At 24.1% G+C, this 18750-nt stretch carries 17 protein-coding genes; 14 read left to right on the forward strand and 3 right to left on the reverse strand.

Going from position 1 to position 18750, the window contains the following annotated elements; translation table 11 throughout:
• The first annotated feature begins 41 nt into the window (after positions 1-41).
• From AB4W66_RS00410 to dapE, 4 genes are all read left to right on the forward strand, one after another.
• The gene (locus AB4W66_RS00410; protein ID WP_367674930.1) at positions 42-1256 is read left to right on the forward strand and encodes a beta-ketoacyl synthase N-terminal-like domain-containing protein; all 1215 of its coding nucleotides are present in this window, start codon (positions 42-44) and stop codon (positions 1254-1256) included.
• 158 nt (positions 1257-1414) lie between these two features.
• Positions 1415-2377 carry a transaldolase gene (gene tal / locus AB4W66_RS00415; RefSeq protein ID WP_367674931.1) on the forward strand — a complete coding sequence of 321 codons (963 nt, stop codon included), beginning with the start codon at positions 1415-1417 and terminating at the stop codon, positions 2375-2377.
• An 86-nt stretch (positions 2378-2463) separates the two neighbouring features.
• Positions 2464-4479 (forward strand): transketolase, encoded by a 2016-nt coding sequence (gene tkt / locus AB4W66_RS00420; RefSeq protein ID WP_367674932.1) that lies wholly within the window; start codon positions 2464-2466, stop codon positions 4477-4479.
• Between the two features lie 138 nt (positions 4480-4617).
• Positions 4618-5748 carry a succinyl-diaminopimelate desuccinylase gene (gene dapE, locus AB4W66_RS00425; protein WP_367674933.1) on the forward strand — a complete coding sequence of 377 codons (1131 nt, stop codon included), beginning with the start codon at positions 4618-4620 and terminating at the stop codon, positions 5746-5748.
• Between the two features lie 138 nt (positions 5749-5886).
• On the opposite strand, the gene AB4W66_RS00430 is transcribed toward dapE, so the two are convergent.
• From AB4W66_RS00430 to aroC, 3 genes are all read right to left on the reverse strand, one after another.
• On the reverse strand, positions 5887-6138 hold the full coding sequence (locus tag AB4W66_RS00430) for a hypothetical protein (RefSeq protein ID WP_367674934.1): 252 nt from the start codon (positions 6136-6138) through the stop codon (positions 5887-5889).
• Entirely contained in the window at positions 6125-7030 is a 906-nt protein-coding gene (gene dapA, locus AB4W66_RS00435; protein WP_367674935.1) for a 4-hydroxy-tetrahydrodipicolinate synthase, read from the reverse strand. Before dapA ends, AB4W66_RS00430 begins: the two co-directional genes overlap by 14 nt.
• 876 nt (positions 7031-7906) lie before the next feature.
• On the reverse strand, positions 7907-8995 hold the full coding sequence (gene aroC / locus AB4W66_RS00440; RefSeq protein WP_367674936.1) for a chorismate synthase: 1089 nt from the start codon (positions 8993-8995) through the stop codon (positions 7907-7909).
• Between the two features lie 257 nt (positions 8996-9252).
• On the opposite strand from aroC, the gene smrB reads away from it, so the two are divergent.
• The 10 genes from smrB (at position 9253) to gndA (ending at position 18653) form a co-directional block, all read left to right on the forward strand.
• Positions 9253-9780 carry an endonuclease SmrB gene (gene smrB / locus AB4W66_RS00445; protein WP_367674937.1) on the forward strand — a complete coding sequence of 176 codons (528 nt, stop codon included), beginning with the start codon at positions 9253-9255 and terminating at the stop codon, positions 9778-9780.
• A gap of 187 nt (positions 9781-9967) precedes the next feature.
• Complete coding sequence (hisG, locus tag AB4W66_RS00450; protein WP_367674938.1) at positions 9968-10867, forward strand: ATP phosphoribosyltransferase; 900 nt, start codon at positions 9968-9970, stop codon at positions 10865-10867.
• A 7-nt stretch (positions 10868-10874) separates the two neighbouring features.
• Positions 10875-12164 carry a histidinol dehydrogenase gene (gene hisD / locus AB4W66_RS00455; protein WP_367674939.1) on the forward strand — a complete coding sequence of 430 codons (1290 nt, stop codon included), beginning with the start codon at positions 10875-10877 and terminating at the stop codon, positions 12162-12164.
• 11 nt (positions 12165-12175) lie between these two features.
• Positions 12176-13237 carry a histidinol-phosphate transaminase gene (hisC, locus tag AB4W66_RS00460; protein ID WP_367675072.1) on the forward strand — a complete coding sequence of 354 codons (1062 nt, stop codon included), beginning with the start codon at positions 12176-12178 and terminating at the stop codon, positions 13235-13237.
• 13 nt (positions 13238-13250) lie between these two features.
• The gene (gene hisB, locus AB4W66_RS00465) at positions 13251-14333 is read left to right on the forward strand and encodes a bifunctional histidinol-phosphatase/imidazoleglycerol-phosphate dehydratase HisB (protein ID WP_367674940.1); all 1083 of its coding nucleotides are present in this window, start codon (positions 13251-13253) and stop codon (positions 14331-14333) included.
• 2 nt (positions 14334-14335) lie between these two features.
• Complete coding sequence (gene hisH / locus AB4W66_RS00470; protein WP_367674941.1) at positions 14336-14929, forward strand: imidazole glycerol phosphate synthase subunit HisH; 594 nt, start codon at positions 14336-14338, stop codon at positions 14927-14929.
• Between the two features lie 2 nt (positions 14930-14931).
• Positions 14932-15663, forward strand: coding sequence for a 1-(5-phosphoribosyl)-5-[(5-phosphoribosylamino)methylideneamino]imidazole-4-carboxamide isomerase (gene hisA, locus AB4W66_RS00475; protein WP_367674942.1), 732 nt, complete (start codon positions 14932-14934; stop codon positions 15661-15663).
• Complete coding sequence (hisF, locus tag AB4W66_RS00480) at positions 15645-16418, forward strand: imidazole glycerol phosphate synthase subunit HisF (RefSeq protein ID WP_367674943.1); 774 nt, start codon at positions 15645-15647, stop codon at positions 16416-16418. The genes hisA and hisF overlap by 19 nt, the downstream gene beginning before the upstream one ends.
• Positions 16415-17047: a bifunctional phosphoribosyl-AMP cyclohydrolase/phosphoribosyl-ATP diphosphatase HisIE gene (gene hisIE / locus AB4W66_RS00485; protein WP_367674944.1), complete on the forward strand. Its 633-nt coding sequence runs from the start codon at positions 16415-16417 to the stop codon at positions 17045-17047. The genes hisF and hisIE overlap by 4 nt, the downstream gene beginning before the upstream one ends.
• Before the next feature lie 196 nt (positions 17048-17243).
• Positions 17244-18653 (forward strand): NADP-dependent phosphogluconate dehydrogenase, encoded by a 1410-nt coding sequence (gndA, locus tag AB4W66_RS00490; protein ID WP_367674945.1) that lies wholly within the window; start codon positions 17244-17246, stop codon positions 18651-18653.
• The last annotated feature ends 97 nt before the right edge of the window (positions 18654-18750 follow it).

Here is an 18750-nt window from a genome sequence, read left to right on the forward strand (position 1 = left end):
TTTATAAAAGTATTTTTATTTATTTTTTCAAGGGAAAAATAGTGAAAAGAGTAGTTATAACAGGAATAGGAATTATTTCTTGTATTGGGAATAATGAAAAAGAAATATTAAATAATTTAAAGATTGGAAAATCAGGAATTTTTTTTTCTAAAAAAATGAAACAATTAGGAATACATAGTCATGTTTCTGGAAAAATTAAATTTAAAAAACAACATATAGAAAGAAAAAATTTTAGATTTATGACGAAAATTTCAGAATATGCGTATGTAGCATTAAAAAATGCTATAAAAAATTCTGGTTTGTCTCCTAAAATTTATGAAAGGAATAATAGAGTTGGAATAATTATTGGTTCTGGATTAGGTGTTATGAATGTAAGAAATTTTTTGAATCAAACTATAAAGATAGAAAAGTTTAAAGATCCTTATTCAATAATAAAGTCTATGCCTTCTTCAATTTCTGCTGTTTTATCCGTAATCTTAAAACTATATGGAGTTAGTTATGCTATAAATTCTGCATGTACTACTTCTGCTCATTGTATTGGTCATTCTTATCAATTAATTAAAAATGGTTATCAAGATATAATTTTTGCAGGAGGAGCAGAGGAATTAACTGAAGAAGCGGCGATTGGTTTTGATAAAATGAGGATTTTATCTAAGAACTATAATTCTATACCAAATAAAGCATCTCGGGTTTTTGATAAAAATAGAGACGGATTTGTTTTATCTGAAGGATCGGGAATAATAGTTTTAGAAGAACTAAATCATGCTTTAAATCGTAAAGCTCCAGTAATTTATGGGGAAGTAATAGGTTATGGTTTTTCTTCTAATGGTCATGATATGGTGTCTTCTTCTGAATTTAGTTTAACTAGTTGCATGAATATGGCATTGGATAATTTAAAAGAAATTTCTATCGATTATATCAATCCTCATGCTACTTCTACTAAAAAAGGTGACATTATAGAATTGAATGCTATTAGAAATGTATTTAAAAAAAATAATATTCCAAAAATTTCTGCAACGAAATCTATGACTGGACATTCTTTAGGAGCATCTGGAGTACATGAAATTATTTATACATTAGTTATGATGAAAAATAATTTTATAGCTCCTAGTATTAATATTGATTCATTGGATATTTTGGCTCAAGGTATGAATATTTCGAAGAAGATGATAGAAACTAGAATTAATTATGCTATGTCTAATAGTTTAGGTTTTGGAGGTACAAGTGTTAGTTTAATTTTGAAAAGAAAAACTTAATATAGTGATAAAGATTTTATCTTTAAAAATTTTATTTTTAATGATTTGTTTTTATTTTTTAAGATTAGAAGAAAATTAAATATATTTTTTATTAAAAATTTTATTAAAAATTTTTTAAGTTTTCTTATTATAAATTTAATTATTTATGGAGTTTAAAATTGAATAGTTTAAATTATTTAAAAAATTTTTCAACTGTTGTCGTCGATACTGGAGATGTTACATTAATAGATAAGTTTCTTCCAGAAGATGTTACAACTAACCCTTCTTTGATTTTAAATTCTTGGCATTTAAATCAATATAAAAAAATAATTAATAAAGCAATTATATATTCTAAAAGAAAAGGAATGGATGAAAAAAATACAATAAATTTTATTATTAGAAAATTATCTATTGGAATTGGTGTAGAACTACTAAAAAAAATTCCTGGTTATGTTTCAACAGAAATAAGTGCAAAATTTTCTTTTAATAAATTGCAATGTATTGAAGAAGCAAAAAGAATAATTGAGATGTATGAAGAAGAAAATATAGATAAATCTAGAATTTTAATTAAGTTAGCAGCAACTTGGGAAGGTATTAAAGCATCAGAAGAATTAGAAAAATTAAATATTAAATGTAATTTAACTTTATTATTTTCTTTTGCTCAAGCTAAGGCATGTGCAGAATCTGGAGTTTTTTTGATTTCTCCATTTGTTGGTAGAATTAGTGATTGGTATAATATTCATTATCCTACTAAATTAGAATTTTATAATGCAAAAAAAGATGAAGGAGTTCGTTCGGTAGTTAAAATTTTTAATTATTATAAAGAAAACGGTTATAAAACTATTATTATGGCGGCTAGTTTTAGAAATATTGAACAAATATTAGAGTTATCTGGTTGTGATAAACTAACTATATCTCCAATTTTATTAGATAAATTAATTAATTCTTCAAAAAAAATTGAAAAAAAACTTTTTTCAAATAGTAAAGTCAACATGGTTCGTCCTAAAAAATTATCTAGATCTAATTTTTTATGGGAACATAATTTAGATCCTATGGCTGTTGAAAAATTATCTGAAGGAATTCGACAGTTTGCAGAAGATCAAAGAAAATTAGAGAAAATCATTATTTCTAATTTTTTTTAGTTTATTAAAATATTTTTTGTAGATGTATTTTTTTAAAAAGAACATTTATTAAATTTAAATATTTACAATCGATTTATGGAGTGTATATGATTTCTAGAAGAGAATTAGCTAATGCTATTCGTATATTAAGTATTGATTCAATCGAAGAATCTAAATCAGGACATCCAGGAGCTCCTATGGGGATGGCAGATATAGCTGAAGTATTATGGAGATGTTTTTTGCGTCACAATCCAAACAATCCTAAATGGTTTGATAGAGATAGATTTGTTTTATCTAATGGTCATGGATCTATACTATTATATAGTATATTACATTTAACAGGATATGATTTGTCTATTGAAGATTTGAAAAAATTCAGGAAATTAGATTCAAAAACACCAGGTCATCCTGAATCATTTCAAACAATCGGAGTAGAAACTACTACTGGACCATTAGGTCAAGGATTAGCAGCAGCTGTAGGTATGGCTATTGCAGAACGTACATTATCAGCTAATTTTAATAAAAAAGGATTTAATATAGTTGATCATTATACCTGGGTATTTGTTGGTGACGGTTGTTTGATGGAAGGTATTTCTCATGAAGTATGTTCATTAGCTGGAACATTACAATTAGGGAAATTAATTGTTTTTTATGATAGAAATAATATATCTATCGATGGAAACGTTGATTCTTGGTTTACTGATAATACTAGAAAGAGATTTTCTGCTTATAATTGGCATGTAGTTGATTCTGTAGATGGACATAATTCAGATTCTATTTTTAATGCTATAGTTTTAGCTAAATCTGAAAAAAACAGACCTTCTATTATCATTTGTGATACTACAATTGGTTTTGGGTCTCCTAATAAATCAGGAAAAGAAATTTGTCATGGTTCTCCGTTAGGAACGTTGGAAGTAGAATTAACACGAAAAAAATTGAATTGGGAAAACACCAATTCTTTTGAAATATCTAATGATATTTATAAAAAATGGGATGCTACAAAAAGAGGGGCTCGTTTAGAAGAAGATTGGAATAATTTAATAAATTCTTATAAAAAAAAATATCCGTTTTTATACGATGAATATATTCGTCGTATGAAAGGTATTATTCCTATCAATTTTATTAATTCTATTAATAAATTTATCATTTCTACAACGTCTAATACAGAAAAAGTTGCTACTAGAAAATCATCGCAAAATACATTAGAAATAATAGGTCCATTATTACCAGAATTATTTGGTGGATCTGCTGATTTATCTCCTAGTAATTTAACTATGTGGTCAGGTTCTAAATCAATAAAGAAATTTTCTACTGGAAATTATATACATTTTGGAGTACGAGAATTTGGAATGACTGCTATTGGAAATGGAATTTCTAATCATGGAGGATTTATTCCATATACATCTACATTTTTAATTTTTGTAGAATATGCAAAAAATGCTGTTCGTATGGCAGCATTAATGAAGATTAAACATATATTTATATATACACATGATTCTATTGGTTTAGGAGAAGATGGTCCAACTCATCAGCCTATTGAACAAATAACTAGTTTGAGAATTGTTCCTAATTTAAGTGTTTGGAGGCCTTGTGGGGCTTTAGAAACAGCAATAGCATGGAAATATGCTTTGAATAGATCTGATGGTCCTACCGCATTAATATTGTCTAGACAGGATATAACTAATCATTCTATAAATGAAAGTAAAATAAAAGACATAATTCGTGGTGGTTACATTTTAGCAAAAACAAGAAAAAAAAAGACGATTGACTTAATTTTAATTGCAACTGGTTCTGAAGTAGAATTATCATATAAAGTTTTTTTAAAATTAGAACAGTTAGGATTTTCAGTACAGATGGTTTCTATGCCTTGTTGTGATGTTTTTGACAATCAAGATGAAGAATATAAACGATCTGTAATATTACCTAATGTAGTACAAAGGGTAGTAATTGAAGCTGGGGTAAGTAATTTTTGGTATAAATATATAGGAATACATGGAATTTGTTTTGGAATTGATAAATTTGGAGAATCTGGATCAGCTGAATGTTTGTTTTCTAAATTTGGTTTCACTGTTGAAAATATTGTGAAAAAAATTAATAATTTATATATAGTGTCTTCAATTTAAATTTTTTTTTTAAACAAGGGCTTTTATAGCCCTTTTTTATATATTTAATTAAAAATATATTTTAAAAATTTAAGAAACTAATTTTTATGTTATTTAGTTTAAATTTTAAGTTAAAAAAATATACTATAGGATTCTTTAATGATTTTATTATCAGTAATCGAATTACTTAAGAAACTTGTAGAAATTCCTTCAATAAGCCCCTTAGATTTGGGTTGTCAAAATATAATTGGAGAAATATTAGTTTCGTTAGGATTTAAAGTAGAAAAAATTTTAATAAATAAAACTAGTAATTTATGGGCTGAACATGGAAAAGGAAAAACTTTCACTTTTTTAGGTCATACTGACGTGGTACCACCAGGGAATATAAAAAATTGGAATTCTAATCCGTTTTCTTTAAGAATTAGCAATAATTATGTTTTTGGTCGTGGAGTAGTTGATATGAAAGGATCTATTGCGGCCATGATAGTAGCCGTTCGTGATTTTATTTTTAGATATCCTTTTTATAAAGGAAGGATAACATTTTTAATTACTTCAGATGAAGAATCTACTGGAACCGATGGTACCGTTAAAATAGTAGAAAAATTAATTCAAAGAAAAGAAAAAATTGATTTTTGTTTGGTAGGAGAACCTACAAGTGAATTTATTTTAGGTGATGTTATAAAGAATGGTAGAAGAGGTTCTTTAAGTGCTCAATTAATTATTTATGGTGTTCAAGGACATATTGCTTATCCTCATTTATTTGATAATCCTATTCATAAATCAATATTAATATTGCAGAATTTAATTAAATATGATTGGAAGGATAAAAATGAATTTTTTCCCTCTACACAATTACAGATATATAAAATTAATTCTAGTACTAATGCAAATAATGTTATACCTGGTGAATTAAAAATTGAGTTTAATGTTCGATTTAATCCTAAGACTACAGTAAGTAAAATTAAGTCAATTATATCGTTTTTATTAGATAGTAGTAATCTTAAATACAAGTTAAATTGGAAACAATTTTCTAATCCTTTTTATTCTAAACCTTGTAAATTAATTCCCATAGTAGAAAAATCTATTAATTCGATTCAAAAAATTTCTACACAAGTATCTACTTCTGGAGGTACTTCAGATGGAAGATTTTTTTCAAATATGAATAGTGAAATAGTAGAATTAGGTTTAATAAATAAAACAATTCATCAATGTAATGAAAGAACTTCAATTTCTGATTTAAAAGCTTTAGTTTTAATTTATAAAAAAATTATTTGTAATTTATTTATTTAATTTTTTATAAAATAAATTAAATTTATGAAATTTCAGAGTATCAAGTTGATACTCTGTTTTTATTAAATTATATTTTTTTAAAATTCTTTTTAAAGTATTTGAAATTGTTTTAATTTAAGAATTACGTTTTAATGAAGGTTAAATTAAATTATTTTCTTTGTTTTTTTTATGATTTATTTTAAGTATTTCAGAAACGTTAAATGATTCATTTTTTTTTGAATTGTTCATATCTAACAGTGAATTTTTGTTTTCTACATTTTCTTCTTTAATGTTTTTAGATGGATTAAACATATTATGTTTGTATAGTTGTCGATTCGAACAAGAAGACATTAGTAAAGATAGTATGAAAAATAAACATAAACAAATAGATTTTTTTTTATAAAAAATCATTTTTTTCCTCTTTTTTATAAATTTTTGCATTTTTTAATGCATGGATTAATGTTATTTTGGTGTTATCAGAGATTTTAGTTAAAGGCAATCGTATTTTATCTGATAAAATTAGATTTATTTTTTTTGCCGCCCATTTTATAGGAATAGGATTTGATTCTATAAATAAAGATTGGTGTAATATTTCTAATTCTTGATTTATTAATCTAGCTTTTTTAAAATTACCCTCATTTGCTAATTGACAAATTTTTTGCATTTTTTTTGCTGCAATGTTTGCTGTAACTGATATTACTCCATTTCCACCTAATTGTATGAAATCTAAAAAAGTACAATCATCACCGCTAATTAGAATAAAGTCCTTTTTTACTTTTTGTTTTATTTTATTTACTCTTGATAAATCTCCTGTAGCTTCTTTTATTCCGATTATATTTTTTAGTTTTGATAATTTTATTACAGTGTTAGGAATTAAATCACATCCAGTTCTAGAAGGAACATTATACAATATTTGAGGAAGTTCAGTATTTTCTGATATAGATTTAAAATGTTGATATAGTCCTTCTTGAGTTGGTTTGTTGTAATAAGGAGTAACATTTAAACATGCAGCTATTCCACTATTTTCAAATTTTTTAGTTAGAGAAATGCTTTCTTTAGTAGCATTAGCTCCAGTTCCGGCTATAATTGGAATCTTCCCATCAGAAAATTCTAGTGTTAACATTACTACATGTATATGTTCAGATTGATTCAATGTAGCTGATTCTCCAGTAGTACCAACCGAAACTATTGCTGATGTTCCATTTTTGACATGATAATTCACTAGTTTTTTTAAACTAAATTTACAAATTCTACCTTTTTCGTTCATTGGTGTAATTAGTGCTACTATACTTCCTTTTAACATTATATGTTATATCCTAAAAATAATTTTTTTATATTTTATTAAAAATTAATTCAGTAAAATAATTAATAAATAGAAGTTAATATTTTAAATATTATTAAGTTCATTCAATTTTTATTTTTTTAATGTAATACATATATTTTTTTTATAGAAAGTATTTTTATAAATTAATTTATTCAATAATTTATTAAATTATAAAAATAAATATTTATTATACAACAATGAATATACTTTAAGTAAAATTTTATAAATTAATAATTTATCTATATTTGAAACGACTATATTTTTTAAAATTTAAAAATTTTATTAATTATCTTTAATGTATTAATATTTTAGATTATATCTAAATATAAATATTATATTCAACTTTTATTTTTTAAAATAATATATACATGAAAATATTTTTTTAATTTTTCTTTAAGGTTGTTTAGTTTTTTAATTAATTTTTAAATAATTAAACTAATATTAATTAATATATTATTTTTTAAATAGTGATAAATTCTATTATTTAGAAAAAAAAATTAATTTTTATTTTAATAATAACTAAAAATTATTATTTATATCAATTTTTTTTAGTTAAATTGAAAAATATAGTTTTTCTAAATTAGAATATTTAGTTTTTATATTCTTTAAATTTTTTAAAAAAAATAATTACCACAAAAGAAAGTTTTAAAATGTATAGAAAAATTATTTTTTTTAATAAGAATATTAAGAAATTTTTTAAAAATTTTTAAAAATTATTCATATTATGAATATCAATTATTAATTAATATTTCAATCAATAATTTTTTTTAGGCGGGTGTGTTTCTGCCCGCCAATTTTAATTATAATTTGTAGTTTTTAATACAAAAAATAATTATTTTTGTATATAGAATTTTTTTATTTTTTTTGGTTGTTTTTTATTATTTGATTTAAACATTGAGATTGATTTCTTAATAAATGATCCATTAATACGATTGAAAGCATAGCTTCTACAATTGGAACAGCTCTAATTCCAACACAAGGATCGTGTCTTCCTTTTATTATAAATTTGCAATTTTCTTTTTTTTTATTAATTGTTATTCCAGGAATTCCAATACTTGAAGTAGGTTTAAATGCTGCTTTGGCAATAATGGTGTTTCCATTACTTATACCTCCTAGGATTCCACCTGAATGATTGCTTTTAAATTTTTCGTTATACATATAATCTCTATGTTCACTTCCTTTTTGTTCAATTACAGAAAAACCATCTCCAATTTCTACTCCTTTTACAGCATTAATACTCATTAATGCATGAGCAATATCAGCATCTAGTTTATCGAATACAGGTTCTCCTAATCCTATAGGAACATTTTTAGCTATTACAGTAATTTCAGCCCCAATAGAATCTTTTTCTTTTTTTATTTTATTTAGATAACTTTTTAGTTCTTTTAAAATATTTTTATTTGGAGAAAAAAATTGATTTTCTTCAATTTCTTTTAGAGAACTAAATTTACAATTAATTTTTCCTAATTTTGATAAATATGCTTTGATGATTATTTTATGGTTAATGAATAAATATTTTTTTGCAATTGCTCCTGCAGCTACTCGAATAGTAGTCTCTCTTGCAGAAGATCTTCCCCCTCCTCTAAAATCTCTAATTCCATATTTTTTTTCATAAGTAAAATCTGCATGACCCGGTCTGTATAAGTTCTTAATATTTTCGTAATCTTGTGATCTTTGATCTTGGTTATAAATGATTAATCCTATACTTGTTCCAGTTGTTTTTCCGTTAAATATTCCAGACAAGATTTTAATTTTATCTGGTTCTCTTCTAGGTGAAGTATATTTAGATGTTCCAGGTTTTCTTTTTTCTAGTTCTTTTTGCAAGTCTTGCTCAGATAATTCTAAACCTGGAGGAACTCCATCAACAACACCTCCTAAAGCTATTCCATGTGATTCTCCAAATGTAGTTACTTTAAACATTTTTCCAATGCTATTTCCAGGCATTTTTTTTCCTTTTTTATATTTATTTATTGTAAATAATAATCATCTTATAATTAATAATACATTTTTTATTTTAATCTTTTTTTTAAATATAAATATTTAATTAAAAATTTATAATTTGCATATTTTTTACTTTTAAATAATATTTAAATTAAATACGATTAATTAATTTAATTAATATAAAAAATAGTTTTTAAATTTAGTTTAAAACTATTTTTTTTAATTTTTAAAACTATAAATAAAAAATTTTTGGTTAAGTTATGACTAAAGAGAAAAAGTTATTAAATCTAAATGAATTGTCTTTTAAAGAGTATATGATAGATACAAATAAAATTGTTCAAGATAAATTTTATCAAAATAAACGTTTTTATATAAATTTAAAATCTTATAAAAAAAAACGAATTGTTGAAGAAGAATTGCATAGTTACTATTTTTCTAATACAAAAAAATATTTTTTATTAAAAGAAAATCCAATATGTTATATTCGTAATAAAATATTTTTTGGTTATCTTAAAAATTTAAAAAATGGAAAGTATTTTCCTGAAATTACATTAGATTTACATGGTTTAACTAAAAATCAGGCAAAAAAAGAATTAGGAAAATTATTTTTTATTTGTCAAAAAGAAAAATTTTCTTGTGTGTCTATTATTCATGGACATGGAAAAAATATACTAAAGTTAAATATTCCGTTTTGGTTATCACAACACCCAAATGTCATAGCATTTCATGAAGCTCCAAAAAGATTTGGAACAAACGTAGCAATATTAGTTTTGTTAGAAGTTATTTAAAAAATGATTAATTCGTAAAAGATTTTGTTTTTTTTTGATTTTGTATTAAATAATATTTTCCTATTATTATTAATTTTAGAATTATAAATATCATTATAAATGATAGATTATTATTAGGTTTAAATCTTATTTTATTTATTTTGTAAATTTTAAAATTCAAAAATTTTATTATAAGGCATTATTAATTATGAACAATAGTAATCGCTTACGAATTGCTATACAAAAATCAGGTCGTTTGAGTGATGATTCAATTAAATTATTACTTCTTTGTGGAATTAAAGTAAATTTAGAACAACAACATTTAATTTCTTTTTCTCAAAATATGCCGATAGAAGTAATGAGAGTTAGAGATGATGATATACCAGGTTTGATTATGGATGGTATTGTAGAATTAGGAATTGTTGGAAAAAATGTATTAGAGGAAATAGCTCTATCTCGTCAAGATCAAGAAAAAAGTATTAAATATCAAATACTTAAAGATTTAGATTTTGGAATATGTAGATTATCTTTATCAGTGCCAGTAGATAAAAATTATTTTAATTTAAAATGTTTTAATAATACTTGTATTGCAACATCTTATCCTTATTTATTAAAAAAATATTTAAATAAAGAAAAAATTCAATTTAGTTCTTTTTTATTAAATGGATCTGTAGAAGTGGCCCCTAGAGCTGGTTTATCCGATGCTATTTGTGATTTAGTGTCTACAGGTGGTACATTAGAAACAAATGGTTTACGAGAAGTAGAAGTAATATATCATTCACATGCATGTTTAATTAGTTCAAGTAAAGACATTTCTAGTTTTAAAAAAAAAATTATTGAAAAGTTGTTGGTTCGGATAACTGGTATAATTACAGCTAGGGAATCTAAATATATTATGTTGCATATTCCAATCAATAAAGTTAAAGAAGTAATAAGTTTGTTAAGTGGAGCTGAACACCCAACAATTTTAAATTTAGTAGGTGACAAAAATCGTGTTGCTATGCATATGGTTAGTAGAGAAAGTATTTTTTGGGAAACTATGGAAAAATTAAAAATATTAGGAGCAAGTTCTATTTTAGTTTTACCCATAGAAAAAATGATGGAGTAAAAAATAAATGTTGAAGAATGTTTTTTTTTGGAAAGAATTAGATGAAGAACAAAAAAAAAGAATTTTATCTCGTCCAAATATTCATATAAAAAAAAAATATAAAAAATTAGTAAGAAATATTCTTTTTGATGTTTTTAATTATGGTGATTTAGCTTTAAAAAAATATTGTTTGTTGTTTGATAAAATAAAAATAGAAAAATTTAAAATTGAACAACAAATAGTATTAAATTCTCATTTAAATGTTAGTGAAAATTTTAAAAAATCTATACTTCATGCTAAAAAAAATATTGAGTATTTTCATGGTTTTCAGAAGAAAAAAGATATAGATGTAGAAATAGAACCAGGAGTTAGATGTCAGCATATTTCTATCCCAATTGATTCTGTAGGTTTATATATTCCTGGAGGATCGTCTCCGTTAGTTTCTACAGTTTTGATGTTAGCTATTCCAGCGAAAATTGCTGGTTGTAGAAAAATAATTTTATGTTCACCTCCTCCTATATCAAATGAAATTTTATACTGCGCTTATATTTGTGGGATACAAGATATATATCAAATAGGTGGATCTCAAGCGATTGCAGCTATGGCTTTTGGAACTGAAAGCATACCTAAAGTACAAAAAATTTTTGGACCAGGTAATGTGTATGTCACTGAAGCAAAAATACAAATTAATAATTTCTCAGAAGGTGTTTCTATCGATATGCCAGCTGGTCCTTCAGAAATATTAGTTATAGCAGACAAAAGCGCTAATCCTGATTTTATTGCTTCTGATCTTTTATCACAATCCGAACATGGGATGGATTCTCAATCTATTTTTATTAGTCCAGAATATACGTTAGTTAAACAGGTTATTTCTTCAATTTCGACTCAAATGAAAAATTTTTCTAAATTGGATCTCATTTTTCAGTCGATGGAAAATAGCAGATTCATTGTTTCTGAAAATTTATTAGAATGTATAAAAATATCAAATATATATGCTCCTGAACATTTAATAATACAAACTTTAAATTCTAGAAAATTATTAAAAGATATTATTAATGCTGGATCTATTTTTTTAGGAAAATGGTCGCCTGAATCAGTAGGAGATTATGCTTCTGGGTCTAATCATGTTCTACCTACTAATGGATATTCATCATCTTATTCAGGATTACGCGTTTTTGATTTTCAAAAAGATATAACTGTACAGGAATTAACAAGAAATGGATTAGTTAATTTGTCTTCTACTATTTTAAAATTAGCATCTTTTGAAAAAATGGATGCACATAAAAATTCTGTTTTAGTAAGAATAAAAGAAGATTGAATGGAGAAAAAATAAATTTGAAAATTATAGATTTAGCTCGTAAAAATATTAGAGATATTCAACCTTATCAATCAGCTCGTCGTATAGGAGGAAGTGGAGATACTTGGTTAAATGCAAATGAGTTACCTATTTCAACTTCATTTAAAATAGACATTGAAAATTTAAATCGATATCCTCAGTTTCAGTCTAAAAAGTTGATTTCACATTATTCTGATTATATAGGATGCAATGAAGATCAAATATTAATTACAAGAGGAGCAGATGAAGGAATTGAGTTATTAGTTAAAGCTTTTTGTGAATCTAAAATAGATTCAATTATAACATGTCCTCCAACGTATGATATGTATAGAATTTGTGCGCAATTGTTTGGTATTAATAATAAAGTATGTTTTAGATTATCTAATTGGAGTTTAAATATTTTAGATATTAAAAAAAAAATAAATAATGTAAAAATAATTTATATTTGTAATCCTAATAATCCAACAGGAAATATAATTAGTATTATTGATATAGAAAAAATTTTAGAAATTAGTTTTGGTCGTAGTTTAGTAGTTATTGATGAGGCGTATATTGAATTTTTTTCAAAAGGAAGTTGTGTGTCTTTATTATCTAAGTATAAACATTTAGTAATTTTACGTACTTTATCTAAAGCTTTTGGATTAGCTAGTATTAGATGCGGTTTTGTTGTGTCTAATTTAGAAGTAATAAAAATATTATCCAAAGTTATTGCTCCATATCCATTACCTGGACCGGTAGAACAAATAGCTGTATCTTCGTTAAAAAAAGAAAATATTTTTTTTATGAAAGATTGTGTACATTCGTTAATTAAGACTAGAAATTGGTTTTTTAGTGAATTAAAAAAATGTGGTTTTGTAATAAAAGTTTTTAATAGTTATACTAATTTTTTGTTAGTAAAATTTAGTTGTGTTGAATCAATAATCAATTCTTTAAAAAAAAAAGGAATTATAATTCGTGATCAAACAGAAAAATATGGGTTACAGGAATGTATTAGAATTTCTATTGGAACTCGTAGTGAATGTTTAAATTTTTTAAAAGTAATTAAAAATATATAATATAGAAAAAAATATGAAAATTAATAAATTAAGAAAAATTTTGTTTATTGATAGAGATGGTACTTTAATAAAAGAGCCTGAAATCAATTTTCAAGTTGATAGTTTAGAGAAAATTAAATTTGAACCAGAAGTTTTTTTATCTTTAATAAAACTAAAAAGTTATGGATATAGTTTTGTTATGATTACTAATCAAGATGGATTAGGAACAAAACAATTTCCGTTTTCTTGTTTTAATAAAGTTCAAAACTTTATAATTAATACGTTTAAATCTCAAAAAATTTTATTTAAAGAAATTTTTATTTGTCCACATCAAGAAAAAGAAAATTGTTCATGTAGAAAACCAAAAACAGGATTACTTAAAGATTGGTTTAAAAAGAATATTTTACATAAAAGTAGTTGTTATGTTATTGGAGATAGAAATACAGATATGGAGTTTGCAAATAATATTGGAGTAACTGGTTTATTATACCATCCTGAAAAAAATAATTGGTTTGAAATAGCTGAAAAACTTTCTTCAAATAAAAACAGGTATGGTAAATGTATTAGAAAAACTAGTGAATCGTCAGTTTTAGTCGAAATATGGTTAGATCGAATAGAAAAAAGTAATATTAGTACCGGAATTCCATTTTTTGATCATATGTTAGATCAAATTTCTGTTCATGGAGCATTTAAAATGAATATTTTTGCTAATGGAGACACACAAGTAGATGATCATCATACTGTAGAAGATACTGCTATAACTTTTGGAAATGCTTTTTTAAAAGCTTTGAATAATAAGGTTGGTATTGGTCGATTTGGATTTACTTTGCCAATGGATGAAAGTGTAAGTACTTGTATATTGGATTTATCAGGACGACCATATTTGTCTTATGAATCAATTTTTAAATATCAAAAAATAGGTGATTTAAGCACTGATATGATCAAACATTTTTTTAGTTCAGTTGCTTATTCTATGATGTGTACAATTCACTTAAAATCTAAAGGAGAAAATGATCATCATATTGCTGAAAGTATGTTTAAATCTTTTGGAATGGTTTTAAAACAAGCAAAGAAAATAACTGATAGTTACTTACCAAGTTCAAAAGGAATTTTATAATTGTGAAAATTGTTATTTTAGATACAGATTGCTCTAATCTTCTTTCTGTAAAATTATCGATTGAACGATTAGGTTATTTTCCAGAAATTACTTGTAACTCTTCTAGAATATTATCTGCTGATAGAGTTATTTTTCCTGGAATTGGTACTGCATTGTCAATTATGAATAAATTAAATAAATTTAATTTAATTAAAACAATAAAAAAATTTAAAAAACCAATGCTGGGTATATGTTTAGGAATGCAAGTTTTAAGTTCTTTTAGTATGGAGTCTAATGGAATTAAAATGCTTGGAATTATTGATTCTAACGTTTCATTATTGGAATCAAATGGATTAGTACTTCCACATATTGGATGGAATAATGTCTTTATTAAAGACAATCATCCGTTATTTAAAAATATTAATAATAAATCTAGATTTTATTTTGTACATAGTTATTCTTTTCCGATTGGTCAATTTACTATTGCTAGTTCTTTTTATGGACAAGAATTCAGTGCTGTTATACAAAAAGATAATTTTTTTGGAGTTCAATTTCATCCTGAAAAGTCTAGTTTTGTAGGTTCGCAGTTGTTAAAAAACTTTTTGGAGATACTTTAATTATGATAATTCCATCATTAGATATATTTAATAAAAAAATAGTTCGTTTATTTCAGGGAAATTATAAAAAAAAAAAAATTTATAAAAAGGATGTTTTTAAAGAATTAGAAAAATGTAGATTAGCAGGAGTTAAATACGTACATTTAGTTGATTTAGAAGGAGCAAAAAATCCAAAAAATAAACAAGTAGAATTTTTAAAATCAATATTAAACAAAGTTAAAATAAATATACAAGTAGGTGGTGGAATTAGATCTGAAAAAGATATCGAGGATTATTTTTCTTATGGAGCAAAGAGAATAGTGTTAGGGTCTTCTGTAATTGAAGATGAAAAAAATGTAAAAAATTGGCTTTTAAAATATGGTTCTGAGTTAATAGTTTTAGCTTTAGATATAAAAATTTCAGATAAAAAAGAAGTTTTTATAAATGGATGGACAAAAAAAACAGATTTTGTTTTGGAAGATTTATTAAAAAAATATGAAGATTTTGGATTGAAACACGTTTTATGTACAGACATATCTAAAGATGGAACTTTAAAGGGTTCTAATATTAATTTGTATAAAGAGTTATGTTTATCGTTTAAACATTTATGTTTTCAATCTTCTGGAGGTGTTAGTTCTTTAATTGATATTTTAAATTTAAAGAAAAATGGAATATCTGAAATTATTATAGGTAAGAGTTTTTTAGAAGAGAAGTTTAGTATTTTGGAGGCAATTAAATGTTGGCGAAAAGGATAATTCCATGTTTAGATGTATTAAATGGAAAAGTAGTAAAAGGAGTACAATTTAAATCGCATGAAATAATTGGAGATATAATTCCATTAGTAATTCGTTATTTAAAAGAAGGTGCAGACGAATTAGTATTTTACGATATTTCAGCTTCAGTTTGTAATACTCTAGTAGAAAAAAAGTGGATTAGTAAAATTGCAGAAATAATTGATATTCCATTTTGTGTTGCAGGAGGTATAAAAAATTTAAAAGATGTTCAAGCTATTTTGTCTTTTGGAGCAGATAAAATATCGATAAATTCACCTGCTATTGAAAATCCAAGTTTAATTTCTAGAATAGCAGATCGTTTTGGAAGTCAATGTTTAGTAGTTGGAATTGATTCTTGGTTTGATAGGATATCTAATAAGTATAAAGTTTATCAATTTACTGGTAGTAATAAAAGAATAAAAGAAACGAATTTGGATGTTTTTGATTGGGTTAATCAAGTTCAATTGTTAGGAGCTGGAGAAATAGTACTTAATGTTATGAATTCTGATGGTTTAAGGAAAGGATATGATCTCATTCAACTTTCTAAAGTTAGAGAGTTTTGTAAAATCCCATTAGTTGCTTCTGGAGGTGCTGGTTCTATATTTGATTTTTATAATGTTTTTAAAATTTCTAAAGTAGATGGAGCTTTAGCTGCTTCGGTATTTCATAAAAAATTATTAAACATAAATACCTTGAAAAAAACATTATCAGAACTTGGTTTGGAGATTAGAAAATGATTTTTTTAGCTAAAAAAAATAAATTAAATGTAAATTGGAAAAAAATAAATGGAATGTTACCGGTTATAATTCAAAATTATTTTTCAGGTGAAGTATTAATGCATGGTTATATGGATTTTATAGCTTTAGAAAAAACTATATCAACTAAATTAGTTACATTTTTTTCTCGAAGTAAAAAACGTTTATGGGTTAAAGGAGAAAATTCTGGAAATTTTTTAAAAGTAATTGATTATACACTTGATTGTGACAATGATACTTTATTAATTTTATCTAATCCTATTGGAAATACTTGTCATTTAAATAAAAAAAGTTGTTTTTTTAGTTCTGATAAAATTATTTTTTCATTTTTACATCAGTTAGAAAAAATTATAGAGAATAAAAAAAATAAAAGTAAAAAGGAATCTTATACATATTTTTTATATAAAAGTGGAACAAGTAGAATAGCACAAAAGTTAGCAGAAGAAGCAGTCGAAACATCTTTAGCTTCAGTTTCTAACAATAAAGAAGAAATAATTAATGAGTCTTCTGATTTATTATATCATTTATTAGTTTTATTAAGTAATCAAAAATTAACTTTCTTTGATGTTTTAAAAAAATTAAAAAATAGAAATAATTTTTTAAAAAAATAGTTATAAATTTTTTAAAATTTTAAAAACTATTTTTTTAATCATATATTTGTTTTTTTATTTGTTTTTTAATTCAAATTTTCTGTTTTGATAAATAAAAATTAATTAATTAATAAGATTATTAATTTTTAAATAAAAATGAATGATTATTTAATTTATATATTCTATAGAAAAATTTATTTTATTAGGGAGATAAATAATGAATCAAGGCAACCAAATTGGTGTAATTGGTTTATCGGTAATGGGTGGAAATTTAGCTTTAAATATTTCTAATTGTGGTTATTCTGTATCTGTTTTTAACAGGTCTAAAGAAAAAACTAAAATTTTAATTGAAAAAAATCCTAATTTAAAAATTTTTCCTTATTATAAAATAAAAGATTTTATTTTTTCTTTGTCATCTCCTAGAAAAATTTTATTAATGATTCAGGCTGGAATAGCAACAGATGAAATAATTAATTTGATTATTCCTTATCTAAATGAAGGGGATATTTTAATTGATGGTGGTAATTCTTTTTATAAAGATACAAATCGCAGATGCAATGAGTTATCAAAACTTGGAATTAGATTTATAGGAGCTGGAATTTCTGGAGGAGAAGAAGGTGCATTAAAGGGACCTGCTATCATGCCTAGTGGTAATAAAAGTGCGTATAATATCTTATCTGAAATTTTTAATAAAATAGCAGCTAATTATGATGGTGATCCATGTGTAAAGTACATTGGACCTAATGGATCAGGACATTATGTTAAAATGGTTCATAATGGAATTGAATATAGTGATATGCAACTAATTGCTGAAGCATATTTTTTATTAAAAAATGTAGTAGGTATGAATAATAAAGATTTGTCAAATGTATTTTCAGAATGGAATAAAGGAGAATTAAATAGTTATCTAATAGAAATTACTAAAAATATTTTAATTACTAAAGATAGTGATGGGAAATATTTAATAGATTTTATTTCAGACCAAGCAGAAAATAAAGGAACAGGAACTTGGACGAGTCAAAGTGCATTAGAATTAAATGAACCATTATCTTTAATCACAGAATCAGTTTTTTTTAGGTACATTTCGTCTATAAAATTTCAGAGAATGATTGCCTCTAAAATATTACTTGGACCAAATAAAACTAGTTCTTTAAAAAATAAAAGTATCTTTATTGAAAATGTAAGAAGAGCTTTATATTTAGGTAAAATTATTTCTTATGCACAAGGTTTTTCTCAATTAAAGAATGCTTCAGAAAAGTATTTATGGAATTTAAAATTTGATGATATTGCTAAGATTTTTAGATCTGGTTGTATAATCAGAGCTAAATTTTTAAATAGAATTATAGATTCTTATAGAAGTAATAAAAAAATATTTAATTTGTTATTGACCCCTTATTTTCAAAAAATTGCTAATAAGTATCAACAATCTTTAAGAGAAATTGTTTCTTTTTCTATTCTAGAAGGAATTCCGATACCAACTTTTTCTTCTGCAATATCATATTACGACAGTTATAGAAGTCAATTGTTACCTACTAATTTAATACAAGCTCAAAGAGATTATTTTGGTGCACACACTTATCGAAGAATTGATATAGAAGGTGTACAACACACAAAGTGGAATAGTTGATTCTGTTAGAAGTTAATTATTTTTTTTAAATAAATGTTTAAAAATAAAAAAAATAAGATTATTTTTTTTATTAATTTTTAATTTTTATTTTTTTTTT

Source organism: Buchnera aphidicola (Tetraneura ulmi), assembly GCF_964058925.1.
Classification (GTDB): domain Bacteria; phylum Pseudomonadota; class Gammaproteobacteria; order Enterobacterales; family Enterobacteriaceae; genus Buchnera_D; species Buchnera_D aphidicola_B.